Below are 26,144 nucleotides of genomic sequence, written 5' to 3'. Positions count from 1 at the left end.
TATCACTACATTTCAAATGCGAATGGTTCGTGATACGCTTGTTAAGATTTCTTGAAACCCCCACACGGACGTCCCCAGCCATCGCCAGCGGGCTCCCATAGCCACGGAGTATTTTCGCGATGTCGCACCCCTCCCCCTCTCCCCGTCGTTCCGCCGCCACCCTGGCCGTTGCCATTGGCCTGGTGGTGGCCACCCAGGCGCATGCCGATGCTTCGGCGGACGCCGCCGCCTCGCCCCGCCAGATGGATACGGTCGTGGTCACCGCCACCGGCGCCCAGCAGTGGATCAAGGACGCCCCGGCCAGCATCAGCGTGATCACCCGCGAGGAGATCGAACGCAAGCCGGTCAGCAGCATCGGCCAGCTGCTGAGCACCGTTCCCGGCGTGACCGGTGGCTATGCGCTGTCCGGCGCGCAGTCCAAGATCCGCCTGCGCGGCCTGCCCGAGCAGTACACGTTGATCCTCATCGATGGCCGCCGCCAGGGCAATTCCTCCGGCGTCAACTACCGCGATGACCTGGGCCCGCAGGATCTGAACTGGCTCTCGCCGGACATGATCGAGCGCATCGAGGTGGTCCGCGGGCCGATGTCCTCGCTGTACGGCTCGGACGCGATGGGCGGCGTGATCAACATCATCACCCGCAAGATCGCCAACGAATGGGGTGGCTCGGTCACCTACAACTACAGCAAGCCGGATTCCCCGACCCGCGGTGACACCACCCAGATGGGCGCGCTGTTCAGTGGCCCGCTGACCGAGAATCTGGGCCTGCGCGTCGGTGCCAACGTGACCAATCGGGAATCGGACACCGGGCGGCGGCAGACGCCGGGCAACAAGGCCGAGAACGCCAATGCCCTGCTCAACTGGCGCATCAACGATGACCACACCGTGGGCTTCGAAGCCTCGCGCGGCGAGCAGCGAAACAGCGGCGCTGGTGACGTCGGCGCCTGGGGCCTGTCCAAGCTGATGCAGACCGGCTATGTGGTCATGCACGATGGTCGCTACGGCGATGCCGCCACGTCCAAGACGACGCTGGTGCAGAACGATTACGAAGACAAGGGCAGCGCTGTCGGCAACCACTCCAAGGAGACGGTGTTCGATACCGCGTTCACCCGCAGCTTCCATTGGGGGTTCGAGCAGAGCTTGAACGTGGGCGGCCAGTGGAAGCGCGAGGAGCTCAAGAACGGCGATACCATCGGGACGGTGCCGGTGACCTGGACCGGCACGGGCCGGATCAGCCCGGTCAGTGAAGCCGATTCCTGGGCGCTGTTCGCTGAAGACCACATCACGCTGCACGAGCGTTTCATCTTGACCGTGGGCCTGCGCTGGGACAACACCGACAACTACGACGACAACCTCAGCCCACGCGTTTACGGCGTCTGGCACCCGTCCGATGACTGGACCGTGCGTGGCGGTGTCTCGCAGGGCTTCCGTGCACCGACGTTGAAGCAGGGCACGGCCGGCGCCGCGACACAGTCCGGCGGCAACGGCTGCACCGCCCTGACCGCCGAAGGGTGGACCAACCGCTCGGTCAGCGCCGATGGCACCACGGGCTGCTACATGGCAGGCAATCCCAACCTGGAGCCGGAAACCAGCACCAACTACGAGCTGGGCGTGGGCTTCGACAAGAACGGCTGGTCCGCCTCGGCCACCTACTTCCTGACCGATTTCGACGACAAGATCCAGCAGGTTCCGCTGCGCGAGATTCCCGGCCAGACCACCAGCTTCGTCAACGGATTCTGGTGGACGGTCGCGCAGAACATCCAGAAGGCCCGCACCCGCGGCGTCGAAGCCAGCGTCACGGTGCCCCTGCATGAGCGACTGAACTGGATCACCAATGCCACCCGCATGCTGGAGTCGAAGAACCGCACCACCGGTGCGAGCCTGCTGGTGGTGCCCAAGCTGACCGCCAACACCTCGCTGGACTGGCAGGTGACCGATGCGTGGTCGCTGAACCTGAGCGCGCAGCACATCGGCGAGCAGCTGGTGTCCTCCACCAGCGCCACCTTCGCCAAGGCGTACACCACCTGGGATCTGGTCACGGGCTACGACGTCAATGAGCACCTGACCGTGCGTGCCGGCGTGCTCAACCTCGGCGATGTCTCCACCATCGAGGAAGGCAACAACTACGACGGCGGTGCACGCACCTTCTTCGTGGGTGCCACGGCGCGGTTCTGACCGCGCCGGGTCGAGTGCAGACCTGAAGCAACGAAGGGCGGCGCGGACTTAACCGCGCCGCCCTTCTGCGTTGTGGAGCAGCGCGTCGTTGCGCGCCACCGTCCATGCCCGCAACCCCATCACGGCCAGGCCGACGAACACCAGATACAGCACGGCGGTCACGTGCAGGGATTTGACCAGGTACATGCCCACATACACGACGTCGACCAGGATCCACAGCCACCACGCCGCCGTGTGCCGGCGCGCCTGCCACCACTGGGCGACCAGGCTCAGCGCGGCCAGCATCGCATCCAGCCACGGCAGCGCAGCGTTGGTGTAGACATGCATCGCCGCGCCGAGGGCGAGGCCGAACACCACGCCGATGGACAGATCACGCCACAGGGCGACCCGCGCCAACGGCACGATCGCGACCCGGCCATCGTCCTCGACCTGGCCACGCCAGCGCACCCAGCCGTAGACCAGGAAGCCACCGAACACGATCTGCAGCAGCGTGTCCGAGTACAGCCTGGCTTCGACAAAGACCAGTGCATACAGCGCGACCGAGATCAGCCCCACCGGCCAGGCGAGGGTCACCCGTCGCGTCATCAGCCACACGCCGAGCATGCTGACGATGGCGGCCGACCATTCCAGGATGGCCGGGTTCATAGCGCGAAGGTGACCGACAGCCGGGCCTGACGGGGCGCGCCCGGGAACAGGTAGTAGTCGCCCGAGCTGCTGCCGGTGTCACGCCAGTAGAAACGGTTGAACAGGTTGTCCATCGAGAGGTTCCAGGTCACCGGATGCTCACCCACGCGGTGTTTGAAGCGCAGCCCGGCGTCGAACACGCTGTAGGCCGGTGCGCTGACGCGGCCATCAGCCGTGGCCACGTTGGAGGAGGCATAGCGCCAGCCGCCGGTCAGCCCCAGGCCGGTCACGAACGGCAGCTGGTACTCCGCATGCACGGTCGCGCGCGTCTTCGGCACGTTGATCAGTTGGTGCCCCTCGTAATCCGCCGTGCCCGCATCGCGCGCGCGGGCCCGCAGGACGCTCGCACTGGCGGCCAGCGACAGGCGCGCGGTCAGCTGCCCCTGTGCGGTGAGTTCCAGCCCGGTATGGGTCTGCTGCCCCTCCTGGACGAAGGTGTAGCCCGCATCGCTGCCGTCCGGCTTGGCGTACTGGAACGGCTGGGAGGTGCGGAACAGCGCCGCCCCCAGCGTCAGGGTATCGCTGGGCACGTACTTGACGCCCACTTCGGTCTGGCGCGACAGCACCGCAGGCAAGAACGTGCCTTCGTTGGAGGTCCAGAACGGCGCTTCCTGGCCAAGCGAGATGCCCCGCACGTAGCTGACGTACGCATTGACCTCATCGGTCGCCTTCCAGACCAGCGCGGTCTGCGGCAGGAACCGCGACAGGCGGCTGTGCCGCTCGGGATTGCCGCGCTTGTCGTAGGCACGCTCGTCCAGCCGGACGAAGCGGCCACCGGCCAACCACTGCCAATCACCGAAGCTCATCCGGTCCAGCGCGAACACCGCCGTCTGCGCACTGTCCAGGCGCCGCGCGGACGGGCCCGGCATCAGCGGCGACGGGTCGAACTGCGGCACCTGTGCATCATGGATGTTGGCCGTGCCGACGTACTCGTTGACGTTGCGGCGCTTGTCCACGGTGCGCTCGAATCGATCCGCGCCAATACTCAGTTCGTGCCGGATCTCACCGGTGGCGAAACTGCCACGCAGCTCGCCACGGAACTCCAGGTTGCGGCGGGTGTCGTCCGGGCTGCGGTAATCGTAGATGTCATAGTCGCCGTTCGGCGCGAAGTAGTTGCCTGGAACGCTGCCATCGGCGCAGCCGGCGGCGTAGTAGCAGCCGTAGGCAAAGGCGACGTTGTCGTCGATCACCGAGCGGCTGTAGCTGGCCGATACCCGCGATTGCCACGTCGGGCTGAAGTCGTAGGTATGCAATGCAGTGAGGTTGGTGCTGTCGATGCCGACCGGCCGCTGCCAGGCCTGATAGCCCAGCAGGTGCTTGCGGTCCACGCCGCGCGGCAGCTCGGTGGCGCCCAGCAGCTGATAGCCCGAGGCCGAGCGCTGCGCGCTGGTCTGGTAGTTGGCATCCACTTCCAGTTTGCCGCGCTCGCCGATCAGCCAGTCGGTGGCCAGCGAATAGAAGTTGCGGCGACCGTCGGCATGATCGATGTAGGAATCGCTGTCTTCCCAGGCGGCATTGAAGCGGACCCCGAAACGTGGCGAGAGCCAGTGGCCCAGATCCACGGCGGTGTAGCGCGAGCCTTCCGAGTCGGTGCCGAGGGTGACAGTGCGGACCTCGGCCGGGCGCTTGCCCACGTAGTTGATGATGCCGCCCGGGGCCATCACACCGGCGGCGAGGCCGGCCTCGCCCTTGAGGATTTCCACCGCCTGGATGTTCTCCAGCGCCAGCCGCTGCTCACCGGTGATGGCCAGCCCGTTGAAGCGGTAGCCGGTGCCGGTATCCAGCGGGAAGCCGCGGATCGCGATGTTCTGGTAGTAACCAACCGGCGCGTAGCTGTCGCCCAGCGAGGCATCGTTGCTGGCCAGCTCGGACAGCGTCCGGACCTGGCGGCTGTCCAGCAGGTCGCGATCGAGCACGTTCACCGAGGCCGGCGTGCTCTTCCAGTCGCCGGCGCCGAAGCTGCCGGTCTGCGTGGCGGTGGCTGCCGGCTGATGCGCCTGCACGCGCACGGCGGCCAGTTCCGTCGGCGAGCGCTCGGGCGCCTCGGCGAGTTCATTGGCATGAAGGGGCAGCGCGGCGCAGAGGGCGGCGGACAACAACGTAGGGCGGAAGCAGCGGTTCATTCGATTCGTCATCAGCTGGAGGAGACGAAGCGAAGGCGCGCACGCGCACCGACCCATCACGGCGGTATGCCTGCTGCTCAAAGCTCCCTACGCCGGTGCAAACCGGATCAGGTTCCAAGGGACTCTCTCAGCCTGGTTTCGCCAGGCACCCCCGCTTCTGTGACTATTTCACTACAAATGGTACGGATTTGCGAGCCCGCCCTTCAGGCAGCCGCGTGCAGCGCCTTCAACAGGCCCTGCCCGGCCGCGCTGCTGAACCAGTCAGCGTGGCCCAGCAGGAAGGTGTGGTAGGCAACGTCGGCATTGGCAGGCGAGTGCGTCACGCCCTGGAAGTACTCCACTTCCGACAGCGCGAAATCGAGCTGCACGATGGGCAGCAGATCAGCCAGCAGATGCACGCGCTCGGCCGACAGCGGCACGATCTCGCGGTAGCCGGCCAGCAGCGCCAGCGCGATATCCACGCGCACGGCCGCCTCGCCGCCTTCCAGCGCCAGCCAGGCAATGGCGTTGCGTTCGATGGCGGTCGCAAGGTCGAACAAGGCACTGGTTGGTGAGGCAAGACCCAGATCAAGCACGGTATCGACCACGGTGGCATCTCCTTGCTGGCGCCAGAGCAGATTGGAAACATGCCAGTCGTTGTGCGCCCACAGGCGCGGCTCGGCCTGCAGGCGCGCGGCCAGGCCGGCGTGCCACGGCGCAACGGCCCGCCGCAGATCACCCTGCCAGTCCTGCCGCGCGAGATAGGCGGCCAACCCGGGACGACCCGGAAGATCGGCCTGGATGGCGGCGATGGGGTCGGCGGCACGGATCAGATCATCCCGTGCGACCAGTAGATGGGTGCTGCGCTGGGGCGCGTGATAGCAGGCCGACGCGCTGTGCAGCTTGGCCAGCATCCGCCCGGCTTCGCGCGCCTGCGCGGTATCGGTCAGCGGCGTCCAGGAAGGTGCGTCGCGGTACAGATCCTGGCCCTGGCCGACGCTATGCAGCTCGTAGGTCCAACCCTCGTGCTCCACCGCCGTGGCGCCATCGCGGTCACCCAACACCTCGACCACCGGCACGCCGTGATCGGCCAGATGCTGGATGAAGCGATGCTCCTCGGCCAGGCTGGCTGCCGCGCGGACGCTGCCATGGTGGCGCTTGACGAACACCCGCTTTCCGTCGGTCTCGACGATGGCGGCGGCGGACATCGGCCGCGGGCTGTGCCACAGCAACCGGCCGGCGCCGGCCAGCGGTGCGAAGCGCCCGCGCAGCCAGCTGACCTCGCGTTCGGTGATGGCGGGCCAGTCGGCGGCCACCTCATCGTTGTTGAGGCCTTGGACGCGGTGGGTGCTGTTGCTCATGGAATGACGGGTCGATGACGGGCAAAGTGCGCGCTGTCGCCAGACAGTGGGCGCGGCGAGGATAGCAAGCCGGGCCCGGCAAGGGGGAGGCAGATGCCTGCCCTCAGCGCTTGCTGTCGCTCGCCTTTGCTGCGGCCGGCGTGGCCGGCAGCAGACGAGGCTGCTCGGCATACCAGTCACGCGCACCGGCGAGGTGCCACTTGCGCTGCTCGCCCTGCAGCTCGATGCCGGCGCCCAGCACGCCCCAGCGCAGATACAGGTCGCCCCGGCGCTTGCCATGACTCAGATCCAGCCGCGCCTGCAGGGACAGCCGCTCATTCTCGGCCTGCAGGTCCTCCACGATCAGCTCGCCACTGCGCCAGCGCAGCTGCCCACTGGCCTGCACCTCGCCGGAATCCAGCATCCCCAGCACCCAGCGCGGGTACTCGCTGCGCTGGGCGAATACCCCGAGCAACGGCCCGGCATCGCGCAGGCGCAGGTCGGCCAGCCCATCCACCTGGAATGGCGCCGCCGCATCGATGTGGCCGCTGCGGATCGCCACCTTGCCCCACCAGCGCCCGTCACTCTTTTCATCGCCTACATGGATGTTGCGCAGCTCCACCGTGGTGCCGCCCAGATCGAACTGGCGGCTGTCGAAATCCGCACGCTGCAGGCGCGCCTGGAGTTGCGCATCGCCGCGCATCGCAATACCGGCGACGCTCAGCCGGGCACCGGTGCCGCGCAGATCGGCACTACCCTTGCCGACCCGCCCGGAGGCATCCAGTGAGACATCCCCACTGAGCAGGCCGGTACCGCCGAGCAGGCGCACGTTGTCGTTGCCCAGGTAACGGTTGTAGGCGGTCAAATCCGGTACCCGCGCATCGGTGAAGCGGAGCTGGGCGCGCATGCCGTCGCTCAGCTGCTTCAGGCGCGCATCACCGCGCAGGTTCAGCGCAAGTTGCCGCCCATCGAACAACAGTGCCTTGGGTGCATTGGTCGGCGCGGCCTGGAAGCGCGGGATCTGTACCTTCAGTTCGGCCTGCGCAGGCGTGCCCTCGACAATCCGGCCCTGCGCCTGGGCATCGCCCCGCATGCGGACGCCGGCGACTTCGGCCACCGCCGCCACCTGCGGAATATCCACTGTGCTGCCCGGTGCGAGCTCGCCGTCGGCAAGAATGATGTCAGCCTTGAGCAGACCGCCACCGTCGAGATGGAACCACGGCTTTTTCACGAACAGATCGCTGATCCAGTTCAGCGACTGGAACTGCCATGCGCCCTGGACCTTGCCGGACAACCGCGGCAGCAGCTCGGCCGGCGCCTGGAACGGAATCTTCCGGCCGGTCACGCGGAGATCGGCGTTGAGCTCACTGCCCGTCTCCGGGTCACGCGGCAGCCGCGCCTGCACCCGCATGTCCTGCGCCACGTCCAGCTGCAGCGACAGCAGGCCGCGGTCATCTGCGTGTACGCCGGCGTGCAGTGGCAGCCGCCAGACCAGACGGCTGCCGGGACGCAGCGCGCCCTGCTCCAACGTCACATCGGCAGTGAGGCGCGCATTGGAGACCGCGCTGCCGACCTTCACGTGCGGGCCGCCGGTGTCGATGCGCAGCCCCTGGCTGCGCGCGTCGATCTGCAGCTGCGCCCAGGTGATCCCGAGCTTCTGCAGGCCCGGCGCGTCGTCACGGTAATGCCGCGGGAAGTGGAACCGTGCGGCGATATGGGCATCGTCCAGCACGTTCACGCCATCGAAGCTGACCTGGGCGTCATCGAAGCCGGCAGTGGAGTCGAACAGCTCCGAAGGCCCACCTTTGAGCTGCTTGAGGAACCCGACATTCCCGTGCCCCTGGCCGACGATCAGGAGCTTGCCGAAGCGCCCACTGCGGATCGTGTCGCTGTGGATCGCATCGAAACGCAGCGTCCAGCCACGGTCGCCGCGCGGCGGCGGCGGAATGGCGTTCTCGACCCGTTCGACCTCCGCTTCCACGCCCGTCGCGTCGATCCGCGGAATACGCACTTCCTTGCGCAACAGCGCCGGCAGGTCGATCCACGCACTGGCCCGATCGGCACGGAACACGTACTGGGTACGATTGGCCTGGCCGCGCATGCGGATGTTCCAGACCACGGCCTGCCCCGGCATCAAGGTCACCGCCGGGCCGGTCTGCATCGTGAATTTTTCAGGTTTGCGGTTGGTCACCGCATCGAACAGCGGCGTGTTGAGGAATACGTTGCCCGCCAGCAGGTACAGCGCATACAGCGCCAGCAGAGAGAGCAACGCCACGCGCCACGGCCGGGGCCAGCGCTGGACGCGCTCGGGAATCAGGGGCATGTGGATCCGCGACAGGAAGCAGGATGACGGCCCACTATCGGCAACGCGCAGCCGTCACCGCGTGAAGGCGTGCTACGGCAGCTTTGCGATCACCTTGATCTCCACGTCGAATCCGTACAGCCAGGTCACCCCGATGCCGGTCAGCGTCGGGTACGGCGCCTCGCCCCAGTAATCGGGCACGATCGCCCAGACCCGTTCGAAGATCTTTTCGGGATTGACCAGGAACACGGTGACGTCGACCACGTCCTCGAACGTGCAGCCTGCGGCGCCGAGCACGGCGTTGAGGTTCTCGAACGCGCGCCGCACCTGGGCCTCGAGCTCGGGTTCGGGCGAGCCATCCTCGCGGCTGCCGACCTGGCCGGACACGAACAGGAAGCCATTGGAGCGTACCGCCGGCGAATAGCGGTTGCGCTCGTACAGCGCCTGGCGACCCGGCGGGAAAACGACGTCACGTGTTGCCATGAACCACCTCTGCCTTGGGCCGATACCGGCCCATCAAGAATGAAAGGCCACGGTAGACCGACAGGGAGCACCGGATAAACGCGGTCTGCTGCCCAACATTGTTTGTAGAATCCAAACAATCATCCTCCCCGTGGAAAGCAGATGGACCGGTTCGATGCGATGCAGGCCTTTGCCCGGGTCGTGGAAACGGGCAGCTTCACCAAGGCGGCCGAGACACTGCACATGAGCCGCACCACGGTCACGCAACTGGTGCAGCAACTGGAAGCGCGGCTGCGGGTGCGCCTGCTGAACCGCACCACCCGGCAGGTGAATGTCACCGCCGATGGCGCGGCCTATTACGCGCGGGTGATCCGCCTGCTGGCCGACATCGACGACGCTGAAACCAGCCTGTCGACCGCGGCGGCGGCGCCTCGCGGGCGCCTGCGGGTGGACGTACCCGCCCCATTCGCGCGGCTGGTGCTGGTGCCGGCCCTGCCCGACTTCCTTGCCCGCTATCCGGAGATCCAGCTCGATCTGGGCGTCAGCGATCGCCACGTGGACCTGATCGATGAAAACGTGGACTGCGTGATCCGGGGTGGACGGATCACGGATCAATCGCTGGTCGCGCGCCATATCGGCGATCTGCCAGCCGGCATCCACGCCTCGCCCGCCTACCTGCAGCAAGCGGGCATCCCCGCGCATCCGCGGGACCTGGAGCGGACCCCGCATCGCGTGGTCGGCTACCTGCGCTCGCGCAGTGGCACGGTTCTGCCTTACACCCTCCAGCGCGGCGAAGAACAGGTCATCGTGAAGGGACACCACCTGCTCGCGCTCGATGATGGCAATGCGTATCTCGCCGCGGGCGTGGCGGGCCTGGGCGCGCTATGGCTCCCCGACTACATGGCCGCCCCCCATGTGGCCGCGGGCGAGCTGGTACGGCTGTTCCCGGAGTGGCGCATCGAGGTGATGCCGCTGCACCTGGCGTTCCCCCCGAACAGGCATGTCAGTGCCAAGCTGCGGGTGTTCATCGACTGGGTCGCGACGCTGGTGGAGCAGCACATGCCGCGCATGCGTCCGTAAGCGCGGGCGGCTGATGGCACTCGCCGCGCCCCCGGCTATCGGCCACGCGTTGGCGTCCGTGGTTCCTGCGCGACCGCACGATCACCCGGTGTCTTCTTCAGCGGTGCGATGACCAGTGTGTCGCCCCTGCAGACATCCACATCGCGGTAGACCACCCGTCGACCGTTGCGGAACGCGACACGAAGATCAAACCGGCAGCCTTCGTCGGCGAGGCGGACCGTAGTGCCGGTGCCCCCACCCGGCAGGGCGTCGATCGACCGCGGAACGAAGGCCTCGGTCCCGGCAGGCGCGACGTCCAGGGCCACGACACTGTCATGGGCCCGGTTGAGCAGGCCGAGGTAGCGTACCTCCGCGCCGTGCGCGGTACCGGCGAGCATCAGCGAAATGGTCAGGAAGGGGCGGATCAACGTCATGGCAGCGTCTCCAGGCGGGTGATGGACCCCTGCATCACACGCTCGCGCGCTCTGGCCGCCAACCGATCCGGGACGAATCGTCGCCACGACCAGGCCAATCGTAATGGGCCGTCATGGCGCTTCCCGCGCTCCCGCCGCCTGCCTAAGATGAGCGTCGCCAGAAACGCCTGGCCCGGAATCGACCATGTACATTCGCCTCGGCAGCACCCGGATCCGCTTGTCCCGCTACCTCGCCCTGTGGACGGTGGTGGCCGTGGTGTTCGCCCTGCAGACCTCGATCAACGCCGGCCTGCCGAACAGCCAACAACCTCTCTGGGATCTCCTGCGCTGGTCGCTGATCCAGTGGTACACCTGGGCTGCCCTGTCGCCCACGGTCTTCCGCCTCGCCGAGCGCTTTCCGGTACGCGGCAGCGGGCGCCTGCACGGGCTCGGCGCACAGGGGGTGGCCAGCGTCGGCATGACGTTCATCACAATGATCGTGGGCGCGCTGGTCTCTACCCTGTTCGAGCCCAGCGGTTTCTTCGAGCAGCTGGGCTACTTCCTGGAGCAGCACTTCGCCATCGGGCTGCTGACCTACTGGACCCTGTTCGCGATCCAGCAGGCCCTTCACTTCCACGCCGAGAAAGCGCGCCGTGAACTGGAAGCCAGCCAGTTGGCCACCGAACTGGCGCAGTCGCGGTTGCGCTCGCTGAAATCGCAGCTGCAGCCGCACTTCCTGTTCAACACGCTGCACGCGATCATTACCCTGCTGGACGAGGACAAGGTGTCGGCCGAGGACATGCTGCTGCGCCTGAGCGAGCTGCTGCGCGCGTTCCTGGAGGACTACGACGGCCAGGAAATCAGCCTGCGCCAGGAGCTGGACCTGATCGAGCTGTACCTGGGCATCCAGCGCACCCGATTCAAGGACCGGCTGACCACCCGCACCTACATCGGCCCGGAGACGCTGGACTGCGCAGTGCCCAGCCTGATCCTGCAGCCGTTGGTGGAGAATGCCCTGCGCCATGGCATCGGCCAGCGCGTGGGTAGCGACACCATCGAGATCGAGGCCCGGCGCGACGGCGATGCGCTGTGCATCGAGGTGCGCAACCGCAACAGCACTCTGTCGGTCGAGCCGGCCGCATCGGCCGGGCATGGCATCGGCATGTCCAACACACGCCTGCGTCTGATGGAACTGTACGGCGATGCCGCCGAGGTGAGGCTGGACATGATGTGGCCGGAAGGTGTGGTGTGCCGCATCCGCGTTCCGTTCCGGGAACTGGAGAGCGCCGACGATGCACCGGAATTCTTCCCGGGCACTGCGCCGGCATGAGCCTCACCGTTCTCGTGGTCGATGATGAGCCGATCGCGCGGCATGCGGTCATCCGGTTGCTGCGCGATGATCCTGAGCTTGAGATCGTCGGCGAATGCGGCGATGGCGTATCGGCGGTCAATGCCATCCGCAACCAGTCCCCGGACCTGGTCTTCCTGGACATCCAGATGCCGGCGATCACCGGCCTGGACGTGGTCGCCACCATCGGTGCCGAGCGGATGCCGGCCACCGTGTTCGTCACCGCCTACGAGCAGTACGCCGTGAAGGCCTTCGAAGCCAATGCCGTGGACTATCTGGTCAAACCGTTCAGCCGGGAGCGCTTCGCCGCCACCCTGCAGCGGGCCAAGGCGCGGCTGTCGGCGGCCCGCGGGGTGGGCGCGCAGGCCTCGACGCAGATCCTGCAGGCGCTGGACGCATTGCGGCAACGTGACGCGTATCTGCAGCGCATCCCGGTGCGCGTGGAGGAGCATGTGGTACTGGTGGCGGTGGATGACATCGTCTGGATCAAGGCCGCGCGCAACACGGTCGAGATCCACCTGGTCGACCGCGTGCATGAGCTGCGCGAGACCATGGCCACCCTCGCTGCCCGGCTGGACCCGCGGCACTTCGCCCGCGTGCACCGCTCGGCGATCGTCAATGTGCGCCGGGTCAAGGCGATCCATCCGTGGTTCAACGGCCACCACGTCGTGACCATGGACACCGGCCAGCAGCTGCGCATGAGCCGCTATCAGAACGAGGCGTTTCTCAAGCTGGTGTCCACACGCAGCGAATGAAGCTGCCGGGCATGGCCCGGCGGCCCGCCTCAGTCGGGCATCCGCTCGCCCGTGCGCAGGGTCAGCACCTCCACCCCGTCGGCGGTCACCAGCACGGTGTGCTCGGCCTGCGCCGAGAGCTTGCCGTCACGGGTGGTCACGGTCCAGCCGTCGTCGCTCATGTCGATGGCAGCACGACCCTGGTTGATCATCGGCTCGATGGTGAAGGTCATGCCCTCCTCCAGTTCCAGCCCATCGCCGCGACGGCCGTAGTGCAGCACCTGCGGCTCTTCGTGCATCTGCTGGCCGATGCCATGACCGCAGAATTCGCGGACCACGCTGTAGCCGTGGGCCTTGGCATGCTGCTGGATCGCGAAACCGATGTCGCCCAGCGTCGCGCCCGGGCGCACCACCCCGATCCCCTTCCACATCGCCTCGCGGGTCACCCGCACCAGCCGCTTGGCCGCGTAATCGACCTCACCGATCAGATAGGTCTTGCTGGAGTCGGCGATGTACCCCCCCTTTTCCAGCGTGATGTCGAGATTGACGATGCTCCCGCTGCGCAGGATGGCATCGGCCGAGGGCACTCCATGGCAGACCACGTTGTCGACGGACGAATTGAGCACGTAGGCGAAGCCATACTGGCCCTTGCTCGCCGGGCGCGCCTGCAGCTCATCGACGATGAAGCGCTCGACCCAGTCGTTCACCTGCAGCGTGCTCATGCCTTCCAGCGGCAGCGTGTCCAGCGCTTCGAACACCGAGGCCAATAGGCGCCCGGAGGTACGCATCAAGGCCTGTTCTTCAGCGGTCTTGATCATGCTTCGGCCACCCGCAAGGCGCCAGGTTCAACCCCTGCGGCTCGCAGTTCACGGTTGACGATCTCCTGATAGGTCGAGCCGGGATTCATTTCGCACAGCATGCCGATCTTGATCCAGAAACCGGCCTGGGCATTGATCGAGCGGCCCGAGACGCCGCTGGCGCGGCGCAGGTTGTCGTGCAGTTCGTCGTCGATGTTCACGATGCCCATGGGCAATCCCTCTCATACGGTATATACACATCATATACGTTTCGTATAGCGCTGTGCAGGCCCGCCCAGGGGTCGTCACCTGCCGTCTTCGCGCCACTGCGGTGCTGGGCGGTAGTGAGTGCGCGGTCAGGGATCGATCAGGTCCAGGCCGGATCGGCAGTAAAATCGATGGTCAACCAGAACTCACTGCCGCGCGCATCCAGGCGCTCGGCGATCTCATCACGCAGCCGGTCCACATTGCCGATGTTGCCGATCACCGTCTCCGGGTGGGTGAGGATGTGGATCTCCACGAACCGCATGCGGCCCATCTTGGCCACGTGGCTGGTGAAATCCAGATAGCCGTGTTCGGCGACGAAGTCCTTCATCACCGCCTGCACGCGCGCATCCAGCGTATCCGGCGCCACCTGCAGCACTTCGCGCATGGCCTTCCATGCACTGCGCAACGGCACCGGCAGTACCGCCACGCTGATCGCGGCCAGCACCAGCGGATCCAGATAGGGAATCCAGTGGGCATGCGCGCCATCGCGCAGCAACAGCGCGATCGCAAACGCCAGCACCACCGCCAGGCTCATCATGCCGCTGAGCAGCCAGGCGCGCACGTCCAGCCACAGCAGCGCCGAGTGCAGCTGCATCGCGCGGGTGCGCACGAAGGCCGCCATCGCCAGGTTGCTCACGCACAGCAGGGCCGCCCACAGCAGCGCAGGCCCGGCCTTGACCTCATGCCCGCCCGTGGTCAGCCCGATCACCGAGTTGGCCAGCGCATAGATGCAGGCCAGCGACAGGATCGCCCCGCCAAGCGCCTCCACCATCGGTTCCAGGTGCCAGTAGCCATACTGGAAGCGCGGGCTTTCTTCCCGCGCCACCAGCCGCAGTACCGACAGCGCCACCAGGGTCAGCGCCACGTCCACCAGGCTGTAGACGCCATCGAACAGGATGGCCTGCGATCCCACCAGCAGGCCACCGATGAAGCCGATGGCGCTGACCGCCATCGTCACCCCGATGGAGAATTTGAGGACCCGCTGCTCGCGTGCTGTATCCATCGCTGGCCGAGGGTCCTGCGCGCAGGCGTCAGACCTTCAGCACCTCCACCTTGTAGCTCGGCGCATCGCCGTCGGTGTCGATGATAAGCCCGTGCACATCCGACTCGAAGCCCGGGAAGCGCGCGTTCTGCTCACGGGCGATCCGCAGCGACTGGATGATCGGCTCATCGCTGGCGCCAAAGCGCTCGCCCGGCATGATGGTCGGGATGCCCGGCGGGTACGGCACCAGCATGGTGCCGGCGATGCGGCCGCTGATCTGTTCGATGTCGACCCGTTCGATCTGGCCGCGGACCAGATGGTCATAGGCTTCGGCGGGCGTCATCACCGGCTCGGGCAGATCCACGTACATGGCGCGCATCACTTCGGCCACGCCGAACTCGCCGTTGAAGGCGTGCAGCGCATCGCAGAGGTCACGCAGGCCCCACCCGGCGTAGGCGATCGGGAACTCGGCCGCGAGCTGCGGCAGTGCGCGGGTCAGCGGCGCATTGCTGTCGTAGAGCTCCTTGAAGGCCATCAGCTCGGTGACCAGGGTGCTCCACTTGCCCTTGGTGATGCCCATCGAGAACAGGAACAGCACCGAGTACAGGTTGGTCTTCTCCACCGTGATGCCGCGGGTCCACAGGAACTTGCTCAGCACTGCGGCCGGAATGCCGCGCTGGCCCATCTCGCCGTCCATCGAGAGCCCCGGCGTGAGCAGGGTCACCTTGATCGGGTCGATCAGCACGTAGTCGTCCACCAGGCCGTCGAAGCCATGCCAGTGCGCGTCCGGCTGCAGGTACCACTCGCTGCGCTTGGCCACCATCGGGGCCGGCGCATCGCCCTTGGCCAGCGAACGTTCCAGCTTGTCCGGCTGCCACACGCTGAACCACCAGTCGTCGCGGCCCAGATCCTCGCGCACATGCAGCATCGCGCGGCGGAAGGCAATCGCCTCGTCGTGCATCTCCTGCACCAGCGACTCGCCAGCGGCGCCTTCCATCATCTTGGAGGCCACATCGCACGCGGCGATCACGCCGTAATGCGGGCTGGTGGTGGTGTGCATCATGAAGGCTTCGTTGAAGCGTTCGGCATCCAGCGCCTGGGTCGCGGCGTTGCGCACGTGGATCATCGAAGCCTGCGAGAACGCGGCCAGCAGCTTGTGCGTGGAGTGCGTGGTGAAGATGATCGCATCCTGCTCGCGCGGCTTGCCCTTGGCCATGCCGTAATGGTTCTCATAGAACGGATGGAACGCGGCATAGGCATACCAGGCTTCGTCGAAATGCAGGAAATCGACCGCGCTGCCGATTTCCTCGGCGATCTTTTCGGCGTTGTAGCACAACCCGTCATAGGTCGAATTGGTGACCACCGCGATGCGCGGCTTGGAGCCGGCCTTGTAGGCCTTGCTGGCCAGCGGGTTGGCGGCGATGGCCTGCTGCAGCGACTCGGGCGTGAACTGGTCCAGGCTGATCGGGCCGATGATGCCGTGCGCGTTGCGACTGGGGGTGAAGTACACCGGGACGCCACCGGTCATGATCAGCGCGTGCAGCAGCGACTTGTGGCAGTTGCGGTCGACAAAGACCACATCGCCCCGCCCCACGGTCCCGTGCCAGACGATCTTGTTGGCGGTCGAGGTGCCATTGGTGACGAAGAAGGTGTGGTCGGCGCCGAAGTTGCGCGCCGCCTCGTTCTCGGCCTCCTTGATCGGGCCGGTGTGGTCGAGCAGCGAGCCCAGCTCCGGCACCGAGATCGACAGGTCGCTGCGCAGCGTGTTCTCGCCGTAGAACTGGTGGAACGCACGGCCGACCGGTGATTTGGTGAACGCCACGCCGCCGGCATGGCCAGGCGTGTGCCAGGAGTAATTGGACTCGGCGGTGTGGTGGATCAGCGCCTTGAAGAACGGCGGCAGCAGATTGGCCATGTAGTCTTCGGCCGCCCGCATCACCTGCCGCGAGATGAAGCTCTTGGTGTCTTCGAACAGGAAGATGTAGCCGTGCACGAACTTGAGCAGTTTGCTCGGCACCTTCTCGATGGTGCGGCGCTCGCCGTACAGGAACACCGGCAGGTTCGCGCGGCGTGCGGTCTGCTCGCGCAGGAAGCCCAGCAGGCGCTGGAACTGCTCCGGGTTCTCCTCGGTGCCGTCGATGGAGATCAGCACCGCCGAGGCGGCCACGTAGGTGCGCGCGCCGGCCTGGGCATCGGCCAGGGTCAGGCCGCACAGCACGCGCTGGTCATTCTTGCGCAGCTCGTCCACCAGCGCACGGATCAGGATGCCGCCGATGCGCGGGGATTCGTAGTCGTCGTCGATGACGATGATCGGGTAATCAAGGGACTTGAAGTACACAGGGATTCTCCTGGGGCAATATCACGAAAGCGTCGTGCGGACGGCGGCGTCGAGCGCGGGCAGCTGGCCGCGCTGGCGGCGGCGCTCCTCGCTGAAGAACGGGTAGAACACCGTGATGAACAGCACGAACAGGAAGGCGTACTGCACGATGTTGCCGGCCGACCCGAAGATCGCCCACAGGCAGTACACAACGGTGACGCTGGTCAGCAGCCAGAACGCGCCGGTGTGCACCAGCGTGTGCGAGCGCTCGACCACGAAGTAGCAGGCCACGCAGGAGTAGATGTACGGCAGCAGGGTCAGCACCACCGCCGCCGAGGTGATCACATCGAACTGGGCCGAGGCGGTCTTGGAGGTGGAGGTGACCAGCACCGCCAGGGTCATCAGCACCGCCACGATCAGCACGCCCTTGACCGGTACGTCGTCCTTGTTGGTCTTGCTGAAGATGCTCGGGAACAGGCCGTCATCGGAGGCCGCCTTGGCACTCTGCGCGGTCAGCAGGATCCAGCCACCAAGCGAGCCGGCCGCGCCCACGAAGGCGCACAGGCTCACCAGCGCCCCGCCCCAGCCACCGACCGCATTGGCCGCGGCCAGCGCGAACGGCGCATCGGAGACCTGCAGGTCGCCATTGGGCACCATGCCCATGATCACCGAGGAGCTGGCGATGTAGGCGATCGCAGCCAGGAACACGCCGCCCAGCGTCGCGCGCGCCACGTTCTTCTCCGGGTTCTCGACCACGCCGGCAGTCACCGAGGCCGATTCCACGCCGATGAAGGCCCACAGGGTTAACGCGGCGGCACTGGAGATCGCGCCGAAGTTGGACTCCCCGGAAACGTTGTACGCCCCCTTGAAGATGGTCGGGTCGAAGAAGAACCAGCCGAAGATCGCGATGCCCAGGATCGGCACCAGCGCAAAGCTGGTGGTCACCGTCTGCAGCTTGCTCACGAACGAGGGGCCGATCACGTTGGCGAAGCTCAACGCCCAGACCAGCGCCAGCACCGCGATGCAGCGCGGCAACGGCTCGGACAGGATCGGGAAGAAGTAGCTGAAGTAGCCGACTGCCGCGATCGGGATGGCGACGTTGCCGATCCAGTTGGCGAACCAGTAGATGGTGTTGGTCTGGAAACCCATGTAGGGGCCGAACCAGTCCCTGGCGTAGGCATAGGGACCACCGGCCTTGGGCGCCAGCTTGCCGAGCTTGGCAAACACGAAGGCCAGCAGCAGCGCGCCGGCGGTGGTGATCAGCCAACCCCAGATCGAGGCCGTGCCGATCTTGGCCAGGCTGGAGGGCAACAGGAACACCCCCGACCCCATCATGTTGCCGGCCACCAGGAAGGTGGCACCGACCACCCCGATCTTCTTCGCTTTTGCCATGACGCTTGCTCCTTTGCCAGGCAGGGACCCGGTCATGCCGGGCGTTGGGAGTTACTTGATAAAGTTGTATTGCAGGCTGCCCTGCAGCCGCATCGTGTCGCCGCGTTGTCCACTCTGCTGTTCCAGCTGCCCGTAGAGCAGCTCCATGCCCATCGTCCAGGACGGGGCCGGGCTCCAGAGCAGGTTGAAGACGCCGTAGCGGCTCTGGCGGAACGCATCGGCGGCCAGCGCATCGTTGCGTCCACTGGTGAGCTGGCCGTAGATCAGGTTCGAGCGCCACAGCGGCGACCAGTAATGGGTGTAACCAACGAAGCCGCCATACAGCGACAACGCCTGCAGCCGCCCGTCTGTGGTCACCACCGCGTCCATGCCCGAACCGGTCAGGTCGGCCGTATAACGGGCCAGGCCCTTGCCGCCGAGCATGCCGAACAACAGCAGGTCCTGTTCGCCCACCGCGGCCGAGCCGCTGAGCTGCAGGCCACCCGCAAAGCGCCGGCCATCGCCGGCATTGCCGTCGTACCCCAGGCTGCGTGCGACCGCACCCAGCTGCAGATGGCCCCAGTCACGCTCCATGCGCGCGGTTACGGTGACGTCCGGCAGCTGGTCCACCGGCATGATCCCCTCGGCGGGGTTGCTCAACTGGGTATCCGGATCCTCGGCCGCCACGGTCAGGGTGTTCCCCTTGCCCATTGCGAAGCTGTGGTGGATGCCGGCCACGAGCAGGTACCCCGCCCCACCCGGCCCGGCGAAATCCAGGGTGTCGGGCAGGCTGTCGGCATCCATGAACGTGGAATAGCCATAACCGGCGTAGGTATTGCCCAGTTGCCCGTAGGCATGGCGCAGACGGAACTGATAACTGTCGCTGCTGCCGAAGAAGTCGTTTTCCAGATAGAAGCGCAGGTTGCCATGCGTGGTCGGGCGCCGCGCTTCGAAGCTGAAGCGGGTCTGCTTGGCATGCAGCGTGAAGTTGGAGACATCCCCGTGCGCACTGCCGACCGGAATCGACGAGGTGACGAACTGTTCCTGGTCACCGGCTGCGCGCGAATCGGCGATCGCGTCGAGCTTGGCGTAGCCGCCGATGCGGATCAGCGTATCGGTATTGGGGATCGCGAAGAAGCCTTTCAGTTCGGGATCGGTCGGCCCGGCGGCGCTGTCCGGGCGGGAGGCGGCGCTGGAGGGATCGGCAACGGAATCGCGTTGCGGCAGAATCGCCTGGCCCATGCCCGGCACCTGGGCCTGGGCCGTCAGGGGCGCTGGCAAGGGGGCGGGCGTGACGCCCGTACCGGAGGCAGTCGCCGTCGTGATGGCCGGCGAGGCAGGTGGAGGCTGCCCGGATTCAATCGCCTGCAGTCGTTTCTCCATCTGCTCCAGCGTCTGCCGCAGCGTCTGGATATCCTGCCGCAACGCGGCGGCCGAATCCTGCGCGTACACCGGCGCCGCAGCGAGTGCTGCCGCGCATGCGACCGTCAATACAGACAAACGCATCACGTCCTCCTTGAACCGTACACAGTTCCACGTGTCGATTCCGGCAGGCGTCCATGACGCTGCAGGCAACCGGCACGCAGCCCGGCACTGCAATGCGCGCGACCTCCGCCTGCGCGTGGTCCGGTGGCGGTCAAGCCGGCGGACGCATCGCGTGCGTGGGTACGCTCGCACGGGATCCCCTCATCCCTGATGACAGCCACGCATGTGCGTGTCAGCCAGCGCCCTGAGTAACAATCGCAAAGTGAGAATGCCGTGAATGTTGTCAGGCAGTTTTCTGACTGGGCAGTCGCACGTCCGCTGCGTGTGGGGCAATCCATGAAATAGCGCATCGGGGCAGCTTAGCGACCGCCCCGTTTTCAGCCTTGATCCAAATCAAGCCGAATGCGTCAACGCATCCGAGCCAGGCCGCACGACGCCCAAACCAAGCGCGCCGGGCAGAGCCCGGCGCGGTGTGCAGTGATACCCGGTTCGCCTCAGCGCGGGCCGAGCACCACGGTCATGTCATCGCCCTGGGGCATGCCGGAACGGCGCTGTACCATGCCTTGGGCATCCTTGAACAGAATACCCGGCGTACCCTGGAAGCCCAGTTCGATCATCAGTACCTGATTGGCATCGAGCTTGTTGGCGACCTCCGCGGTCAGCGAAGCCGCCGGCTTGATCCCGCCGCGATCAAACAGCCGTTCGTTCTCCAGCAGCGCGGCGCTGGGGTTGAGCGCGGTGAGGATCGCGGCCGCCTTGGCCGGACTGTCCTCACGGATCACGCCGACCATCACGTGGCGCAACTGCACCTTGCCGGCGTCAACCCACGGCCGCGCCGCTTCCCAGAAACGATGGCAATACGGGCAGTTCGCATCGCTGAAGGTGTAGACCACGCGCGGCGCATCGGCGCGGCCATCACGGACCCACGCGCTTTCATCCAGCTTCTTCCAGCTGCGCTCGGACATCGGCTTGGCCACCAGCTTTTCCAATGGTGCCGCCCCCACATCCTCGCCGTTGGCATCGAACAGGCTGCCGACCACGACGTGCTTTCCGTCCGCCGTGACGTAGGCCGCCGCGGGCTGCTGCCCACCGACCACGCCGGCAAAGCCGCGCAGGCCACCGGGCGCGTCGAACTCGCCGATCACCTCGAAGCCGTGCTTCTCGATGCCTTTCAGCACCGCCGGGCGATCGGCACCGCCCTTGGCCGGCGCGGCATCAGCGGCGCTGGGCGTCTGCGCCTGGCTGCACCCGGCCAGGGCCATCAACAGCGAGACCGCCAGCACGGTGCCCAATGGGCGCGAGGACTTCAACTTCATGGTGACTCCTGGATTCAAGGAACATGACAACGTGACCACCCTTACAGGCTGTCGAGCTTGGATTGCAGGCCGGCGGCACTGAGTTCGCCCAGATGGATCTGCTGCAGCCGGCCCTGGCCGTCGAAGAACAGGGTAGTCGGATAGGCGTGTACCTGCAGCCGCTCGGCGGTGAGCGCAGCCTCGTCAAGCAGCACGTTGTCCAGCGTCAGCTGCTCGGCGGCGATGAAACCCTCGACCTCTTCGCGGGTCTCACCCTGGTTGACGAACAGGAAGCGGATGTCCGGGTGGCGCTGCTGCGCGCGAGCCAGCACCGGCATCTCGCGCCGGCAGGGGCCACACCAGCTCGCCCAGAGATTGACCACCACAGGGGTGCCCTGCGTGTCGGCCAATGCGATCGTCTCACCCTGCAGCGAAGTCAGGCTGATCGCCGGCAGCGTTACCCGCGATTGCTGCAGCCAGCCAGCACCCGCCGACAGTACCGCCCAGCTCAGCACGCCGGCCAGAGCGGCGGCCACGACCGGCCGCCGCAGCGACGGCCAGCGGCGCAGGCGCCAGGCGCCCCATCCCAGCCCCGCCACCATCGCCGGCCACACCAGGAAGCCGCCATCGCCAATGCGCAGTACGCCCCAGGGATCCTGCGCATAGTCGCCCAGGTGCCAGATCACGAACGCCGCACGTCCGGCCAGCAGCCCCAGCAGCAGCATGTCCACCACCAGCGACCGCGGACGCGGCACGCCTTCGATGGCCGGAGCACGCACCACACTGGCCACCAGCATCGCGATGGCCAGACCCACCAACACCCACACGACCGCAAGCGGTACCGGGCCTACACTGCTGATCATTGTTTTTCTCCGCCGCCGCCCGTGATCTGCCACGTGGCGACGGCTGTTGCATCGGGCCCGCTGGCATGGTCCCAGCAAGCCGACAGGGGATCAAGCACGCGACAGTCGTGCGATTCAGGCAGCCGGACGAATCGACTCAAGCACCCGGGCGACCGGGCGTGAGTGCGCCCGCTCACGCTGCTGGGCAGCAAGCTGGCGGCGATAACGTGCGGGAGTCAGCCCGACAATACGCAGGAACAGCCGGCGGAACGCGCTCTGGTCCGAGTACCCCACTGCCCATGCAACCTGGTCCACGACGCCGCCGGCCTGCAGCAGCAGCTGCGCCTTGGCGATGCGCAGGCGCTGGCAATACTCGATCGGGCGCATCCCGGTGGCTTTCAGGAACCGACGCTGCAGCGTGCGCGGTTCCAGCCCGGCCTGCACGCAGATGTCGTCGAGCCCCACACCCCGGGCAGCGATGCCATGCAGCCAGCGCTGTGCTTTGAGGATGCTGCGATCGCCGTGGGCGAAGTTGGGGCTGAAGCGTTCCAGATCATCCAGTTCCGTGCGCGGAATCATCAGCTGCAACTGCTGGATGACGGTGTTCATCACACTCTGTCCATAGACCCGTGCGATCAGGCGCAGGCTCAGATACTTCCATGCGTCCGGTCCGGCGGCGGTGAGCAGATCGCCATCGTCGACCAGGGTCCGTTCGCACGGCTGCCAGCTGGGCACCATCGTGCGCAGCGCCTGGCAACGGGCCGGATCGGGCACGCTGACCGGGCGGCCGGCCAGGACGCCCGCCGCGGCCAGCAGCAGGCCACCCTCGTCGCAGGCCGCCAGCAGGCTGCAGCCATCGTGGCATTCGCGCAGCCACGCCAGCAGGCGTTCATCCGGCGGTGCCATGGACCAGCTCGATTCGCTGCCGGGGATGACGATGATCGCCGGCAGTGCATCGCCGAACAGTTCGGCGCCAGCAACGCGCTGCATGCCCCGGCTGGACATCGTCCATCGCGTCACCAGCATCCGTGCGCCGGTGCGGCGCCCCGCGGCCACTGTGCGGTTGCAGCGCTGGGCAAGTTCGGACAGCACCGGTGCGGCGGCGCGCAGGCTGCCGGGGAATTCAACGACCGCCACTTCCATCAGGGTCGGCGCGTCCGGCCGGCGGTCCTGCTGCAGCGTGTTGCGGGGTGCGTCCATGGCCATTCTCCTTGAACAATGCCTGCCGACACGGGGCCGGGCAGAACAGGTCTGTACATAAGATGGCCTGAGGCTACGGGCGTCCCGCGAGGACGACCATGCAACTAATTGCAAATTTCACGCGCGATGAATCTTCAGTTGGGTTCCAGCAAGGCTTGACCCTTGACCAGACTCCAGGGTCCACAATGACCGGGTCATCCACGAGGTGCTCATGAACATTGGACAGCTCGCGCGCCAGGCAGGCGTGCCCATCGATACGGTGCGCTACTACGAGCGGCAGCAGCTGCTGCCCACCGCTCGCCGCAGCGCCGGCGGCTACCGCGTCTTCAGCGAGGCCGACCTGACCCGGCTGCAGTTCATCCGCCGCGCCAAGGCGTTGGGTTTCAGTCTGGATGAAGTCGCCGACCTGCTCGGCTTCAGCGATCAGCGCGGCCAGGACATGGCACAGATCCGCGACAGCGCAGTGAACAAACTCGCCGATATCGAACAGCGCATCAACGAGCTGCAGCGCATGCACCGGGCGCTCAAGCACCTGGTCGAGGCCTGCCCCGGGCACGGCGACAACGCGCAGTGCCCGATCCTGTCGGCGTTGACGGACATCCGCCAATGACGCACGCCCACGATCACCCCGGCGCCACGGCGACCGATGCCGGCACCGTCAGGGATCCTGTCTGCGGGATGATGGTCGACCCGGCCACCACGCCCCACCATGCCCGCCATGACGGCAACGACTACGCGTTCTGCAGCGATGGCTGCCGACGAAGGTTCATTGCCGACCCGCAGCGCTATCTGGCCGCACCTGCTGGCGTCGTCAAACCAGCCCCCGCCGGCACGCGGTACACCTGCCCGATGCACCCGGAGATCGTGCAGGACGGTCCCGGCAGCTGTCCTCTGTGCGGCATGGCGCTGGAACCGGCGATGCCCAGCCTTGAGGATGACGAAAACCCCGAGCTGACCGATTTCCGGCGGCGCTTCTGGTGGAGCCTGCCGCTGAGCGTGGCAACGATGGCCCTGGCGATGCTGGCGATGACGCCGGTACTGCACGGGTTCTCACCGGATCTGCGGGTGTGGATCGAGCTGGCACTGGCCACGCCGGTCGTGCTGTGGGCCGGCTGGCCCTTCCTGCAGCGCTGGGCGCAGTCGATGCGCAACCGCAGCCCGAACATGTGGACCCTGATCGGCACCGGCGTGCTGGCCGCCTTCGGCTACAGCGTGGTGGCTACCGTTGCGCCTGGGCTGTTCCCGCCGTCGTTCCAGCAGCACGGACATGTCGGCGTCTATTTCGAAGCGGCTGCGATGATCATCTCGCTCACGCTGCTCGGCCAGTTGATGGAGTTGCGTGCACGGGCGAAGACGTCGGCCGCGATCAAGTCCCTGCTCGGCCTGGCGCCGAAAACCGCGCGCGTGCTGCGCGAGGATGGTCACGAAGAGGACGTCGAGATCGCAGCGCTCCAGCCCGGCGACCGCGTGCGCGTGCGCCCGGGTGAGAAAGTACCCGTGGATGGCACCGTGATGGAGGGCCGCTCCTCGATCGACGAATCAATGCTCACCGGCGAACCCGTTCCGGTGGGCAAGACCGTCGGCGACAGCGTGATCGGCGCGACGCTCAACGGCACCGGCAGCTTGGTGGTGCGCGCCGACCGGCTCGGCGATGACAGCATGCTGGCGCAGATAGTGCAGCTGGTCGCGCAGGCGCAGCGCTCGCGGGCACCGATGCAACGCATGGCCGACACCGTCGCGTACTGGTTCGTGCTGGCGGTGTTGTCGGTCGCGGTACTGACATTCTTCGGCTGGGGCCTGTTCGGCCCGGCGCCTTCATGGACGCACGCAGTGCTGAGCGCGGTGGCGGTGCTGATCATCGCCTGCCCGTGTGCGCTGGGCCTGGCCACACCGATGACGATCATGGTCGCCACGGGCCGTGCCGCGCAGCATGGTGTCCTGTTCCGTGATGCCGAAGCGATCGAAGCCCTGCGCCAGGTCGATACGCTGGTGGTGGACAAGACCGGCACGCTGACCGAAGGCCGTCCCGCATTCCGCGATGTGCAGGCCGTGCCCCCCTTCCATGCGGACCAGATCCTGCAGTGGGCCGCCAGCCTGGACCAGGGCAGCGAGCATCCGCTTGCCGCCGCGATCGTTGCCGAAGCGAAGGCGCGCAGGATGACGTTGACCGCCGTGGCGGACTTCGACTCACTGACCGGCATGGGTGTGCAGGGCGTGGTCGATGACAAGGCGCTGCTGCTTGGCAATACCGCACTGATGGACGAACACGGCATCGCCCTGGATGCGTTGCGCGAAGGTGCAGCGCAGCTGCGCAGTACCGCGGCAAGCGTGATGTACCTGGCCGTGGATGGACAGCTCGGTGGACTGCTCGCCGTCGCCGATCCGATCAAGGCCTCCACCGCCGAAGCGATCAGGCACCTGCACCGCGATGGCCTGCGCATCGTGATGGCCACCGGCGATGGCACCGCCACCGCTGAAGCGGTCGCGCGGGAACTTGGCCTGGATGAGGTGCATGGCGAAATGCGCCCCGCCGACAAAGCCGCGCTGATCCGCACGCTGCAGGCGCAGGGTCGCACGGTCGCGATGGCCGGCGACGGCATCAACGATGCGCCTGCGCTGGCAAGCGCCGATGTCGGGATCGCGATGGGCAATGGCACCGACGTGGCGATGTCCAGTGCGCAGGTCACCCTCGTCAAAGGCGACCTGCGCGGCATCCTGCGTGCGCGCCAGCTCTCCACCGCCAGCGTGCGCAACATGCGGCAGAACCTGGGGTTTGCGTTTCTCTACAACGCACTTGGCATTCCGGTTGCAGCCGGTGTGCTGTATCCCCTGGGCATCGTGATGTCGCCCATGTTGGCGGCGCTGGCGATGAGTCTGAGTTCGGTGTCGGTGATCAGCAACGCGTTGCGCCTTCGCCATCAGCGGCTGCCAGGCGGATGAGTCGCAACGAATAGCGATATTTCTTCACTT

At 66.6% G+C, this 26,144-nt stretch carries 21 protein-coding genes and 1 riboswitch; of the genes, 6 read left to right on the top strand and 15 right to left on the bottom strand.

Features of this window, described 5'->3' with window-relative positions; translation table 11 throughout:
• Positions 1-119 precede the first annotated feature (119 nt).
• Positions 120-2,174, top strand: coding sequence for a TonB-dependent receptor domain-containing protein (locus PV764_RS13615; protein ID WP_421116864.1), 2,055 nt, complete (start codon positions 120-122; stop codon positions 2,172-2,174).
• A gap of 48 nt (positions 2,175-2,222) precedes the next feature.
• Here the strand turns inward: PV764_RS13615 and pnuC are convergent, their stop codons facing one another.
• The 5 genes from pnuC to PV764_RS13590 form a co-directional block, all read right to left on the bottom strand.
• Positions 2,223-2,819: a nicotinamide riboside transporter PnuC gene (gene pnuC / locus PV764_RS13610; protein ID WP_019185041.1), complete on the bottom strand. Its 597-nt coding sequence runs from the start codon at positions 2,817-2,819 to the stop codon at positions 2,223-2,225.
• Positions 2,816-4,981, bottom strand: a complete 2,166-nt coding sequence (locus PV764_RS13605; RefSeq protein ID WP_421116863.1) for a TonB-dependent siderophore receptor — start codon at positions 4,979-4,981, stop codon at positions 2,816-2,818. Before PV764_RS13605 ends, pnuC begins: the two co-directional genes overlap by 4 nt.
• Positions 4,982-5,048: 67 nt before the next feature.
• Positions 5,049-5,144, bottom strand: a riboswitch (TPP riboswitch).
• A gap of 40 nt (positions 5,145-5,184) precedes the next feature.
• Positions 5,185-6,321, bottom strand: a complete 1,137-nt coding sequence (locus PV764_RS13600; protein WP_421116862.1) for a phosphotransferase enzyme family protein — start codon at positions 6,319-6,321, stop codon at positions 5,185-5,187.
• 103 nt (positions 6,322-6,424) lie between these two features.
• The gene (locus PV764_RS13595) at positions 6,425-8,623 is read right to left on the bottom strand and encodes a hypothetical protein (protein WP_046272553.1); all 2,199 of its coding nucleotides are present in this window, start codon (positions 8,621-8,623) and stop codon (positions 6,425-6,427) included.
• 72 nt (positions 8,624-8,695) lie between these two features.
• A complete protein-coding gene (locus PV764_RS13590; RefSeq protein WP_421116861.1) occupies positions 8,696-9,085 on the bottom strand; it encodes a RidA family protein in 390 nt (129 codons plus the stop codon).
• Positions 9,086-9,226: 141 nt separating this feature from the next.
• Here PV764_RS13590 and PV764_RS13585 point away from each other — a divergent pair, with 141 nt between their 5' ends.
• A complete protein-coding gene (locus PV764_RS13585; RefSeq protein WP_421116860.1) occupies positions 9,227-10,144 on the top strand; it encodes a LysR family transcriptional regulator in 918 nt (305 codons plus the stop codon).
• A gap of 35 nt (positions 10,145-10,179) precedes the next feature.
• On the opposite strand, the gene PV764_RS13580 is transcribed toward PV764_RS13585, so the two are convergent.
• The gene (locus PV764_RS13580) at positions 10,180-10,557 is read right to left on the bottom strand and encodes a hypothetical protein (protein WP_421116859.1); all 378 of its coding nucleotides are present in this window, start codon (positions 10,555-10,557) and stop codon (positions 10,180-10,182) included.
• 184 nt (positions 10,558-10,741) lie between these two features.
• Between PV764_RS13580 and PV764_RS13575 the strand changes: the two genes are divergently transcribed.
• Together PV764_RS13575 and PV764_RS13570 are read left to right on the top strand one after the other, a co-directional pair.
• The gene (locus tag PV764_RS13575; protein ID WP_421116858.1) at positions 10,742-11,866 is read left to right on the top strand and encodes a sensor histidine kinase; all 1,125 of its coding nucleotides are present in this window, start codon (positions 10,742-10,744) and stop codon (positions 11,864-11,866) included.
• Positions 11,863-12,639 carry a LytR/AlgR family response regulator transcription factor gene (locus PV764_RS13570; protein ID WP_421099809.1) on the top strand — a complete coding sequence of 259 codons (777 nt, stop codon included), beginning with the start codon at positions 11,863-11,865 and terminating at the stop codon, positions 12,637-12,639. The genes PV764_RS13575 and PV764_RS13570 overlap by 4 nt, the downstream gene beginning before the upstream one ends.
• 29 nt (positions 12,640-12,668) lie before the next feature.
• Here PV764_RS13570 and map read toward each other — a convergent pair whose 3' ends face one another.
• The 9 genes from map to PV764_RS13525 all read right to left on the bottom strand — a co-directional run bounded on the left by map (position 12,669) and on the right by PV764_RS13525 (position 23,174).
• Positions 12,669-13,436 carry a type I methionyl aminopeptidase gene (gene map / locus PV764_RS13565; protein ID WP_421116857.1) on the bottom strand — a complete coding sequence of 256 codons (768 nt, stop codon included), beginning with the start codon at positions 13,434-13,436 and terminating at the stop codon, positions 12,669-12,671.
• Positions 13,433-13,645: a ParD-like family protein gene (locus PV764_RS13560; protein WP_019185031.1), complete on the bottom strand. Its 213-nt coding sequence runs from the start codon at positions 13,643-13,645 to the stop codon at positions 13,433-13,435. Before PV764_RS13560 ends, map begins: the two co-directional genes overlap by 4 nt.
• A gap of 137 nt (positions 13,646-13,782) precedes the next feature.
• Positions 13,783-14,685 (bottom strand): cation diffusion facilitator family transporter, encoded by a 903-nt coding sequence (locus PV764_RS13555; RefSeq protein ID WP_421116856.1) that lies wholly within the window; start codon positions 14,683-14,685, stop codon positions 13,783-13,785.
• A 28-nt stretch (positions 14,686-14,713) separates the two neighbouring features.
• On the bottom strand, positions 14,714-17,002 hold the full coding sequence (locus PV764_RS13550) for an Orn/Lys/Arg decarboxylase N-terminal domain-containing protein (RefSeq protein ID WP_046272549.1): 2,289 nt from the start codon (positions 17,000-17,002) through the stop codon (positions 14,714-14,716).
• Between the two features lie 21 nt (positions 17,003-17,023).
• Positions 17,024-18,373, bottom strand: a complete 1,350-nt coding sequence (gene adiC / locus PV764_RS13545; RefSeq protein ID WP_019185028.1) for an arginine/agmatine antiporter — start codon at positions 18,371-18,373, stop codon at positions 17,024-17,026.
• A gap of 51 nt (positions 18,374-18,424) precedes the next feature.
• Positions 18,425-19,858 (bottom strand): DcaP family trimeric outer membrane transporter, encoded by a 1,434-nt coding sequence (locus PV764_RS13540; protein WP_019185027.1) that lies wholly within the window; start codon positions 19,856-19,858, stop codon positions 18,425-18,427.
• 473 nt (positions 19,859-20,331) lie between these two features.
• On the bottom strand, positions 20,332-21,153 hold the full coding sequence (gene dsbG, locus PV764_RS13535) for a thiol:disulfide interchange protein DsbG (RefSeq protein WP_421116855.1): 822 nt from the start codon (positions 21,151-21,153) through the stop codon (positions 20,332-20,334).
• Between the two features lie 41 nt (positions 21,154-21,194).
• Positions 21,195-21,995, bottom strand: a complete 801-nt coding sequence (locus PV764_RS13530; protein WP_019185025.1) for a redoxin domain-containing protein — start codon at positions 21,993-21,995, stop codon at positions 21,195-21,197.
• Positions 21,996-22,109: 114 nt separating this feature from the next.
• Entirely contained in the window at positions 22,110-23,174 is a 1,065-nt protein-coding gene (locus PV764_RS13525; RefSeq protein ID WP_019185024.1) for a GlxA family transcriptional regulator, read from the bottom strand.
• A 211-nt stretch (positions 23,175-23,385) separates the two neighbouring features.
• On the opposite strand from PV764_RS13525, the gene PV764_RS13520 reads away from it, so the two are divergent.
• Together PV764_RS13520 and PV764_RS13515 are read left to right on the top strand one after the other, a co-directional pair.
• Positions 23,386-23,784, top strand: a complete 399-nt coding sequence (locus PV764_RS13520; RefSeq protein WP_019185023.1) for a heavy metal-responsive transcriptional regulator — start codon at positions 23,386-23,388, stop codon at positions 23,782-23,784.
• Complete coding sequence (locus PV764_RS13515) at positions 23,781-26,114, top strand: heavy metal translocating P-type ATPase (RefSeq protein WP_421116854.1); 2,334 nt, start codon at positions 23,781-23,783, stop codon at positions 26,112-26,114. The genes PV764_RS13520 and PV764_RS13515 overlap by 4 nt, the downstream gene beginning before the upstream one ends.
• Positions 26,115-26,144: the final 30 nt, after the last annotated feature.

The organism is Stenotrophomonas sp. AS1, from assembly GCF_048957655.1.
Taxonomy (GTDB): domain Bacteria; phylum Pseudomonadota; class Gammaproteobacteria; order Xanthomonadales; family Xanthomonadaceae; genus Stenotrophomonas; species Stenotrophomonas bentonitica_A.
The sequence above is the reverse complement of the archived record's forward strand: the minus strand, read 5'-3'. Positions and strand labels throughout refer to the sequence as shown.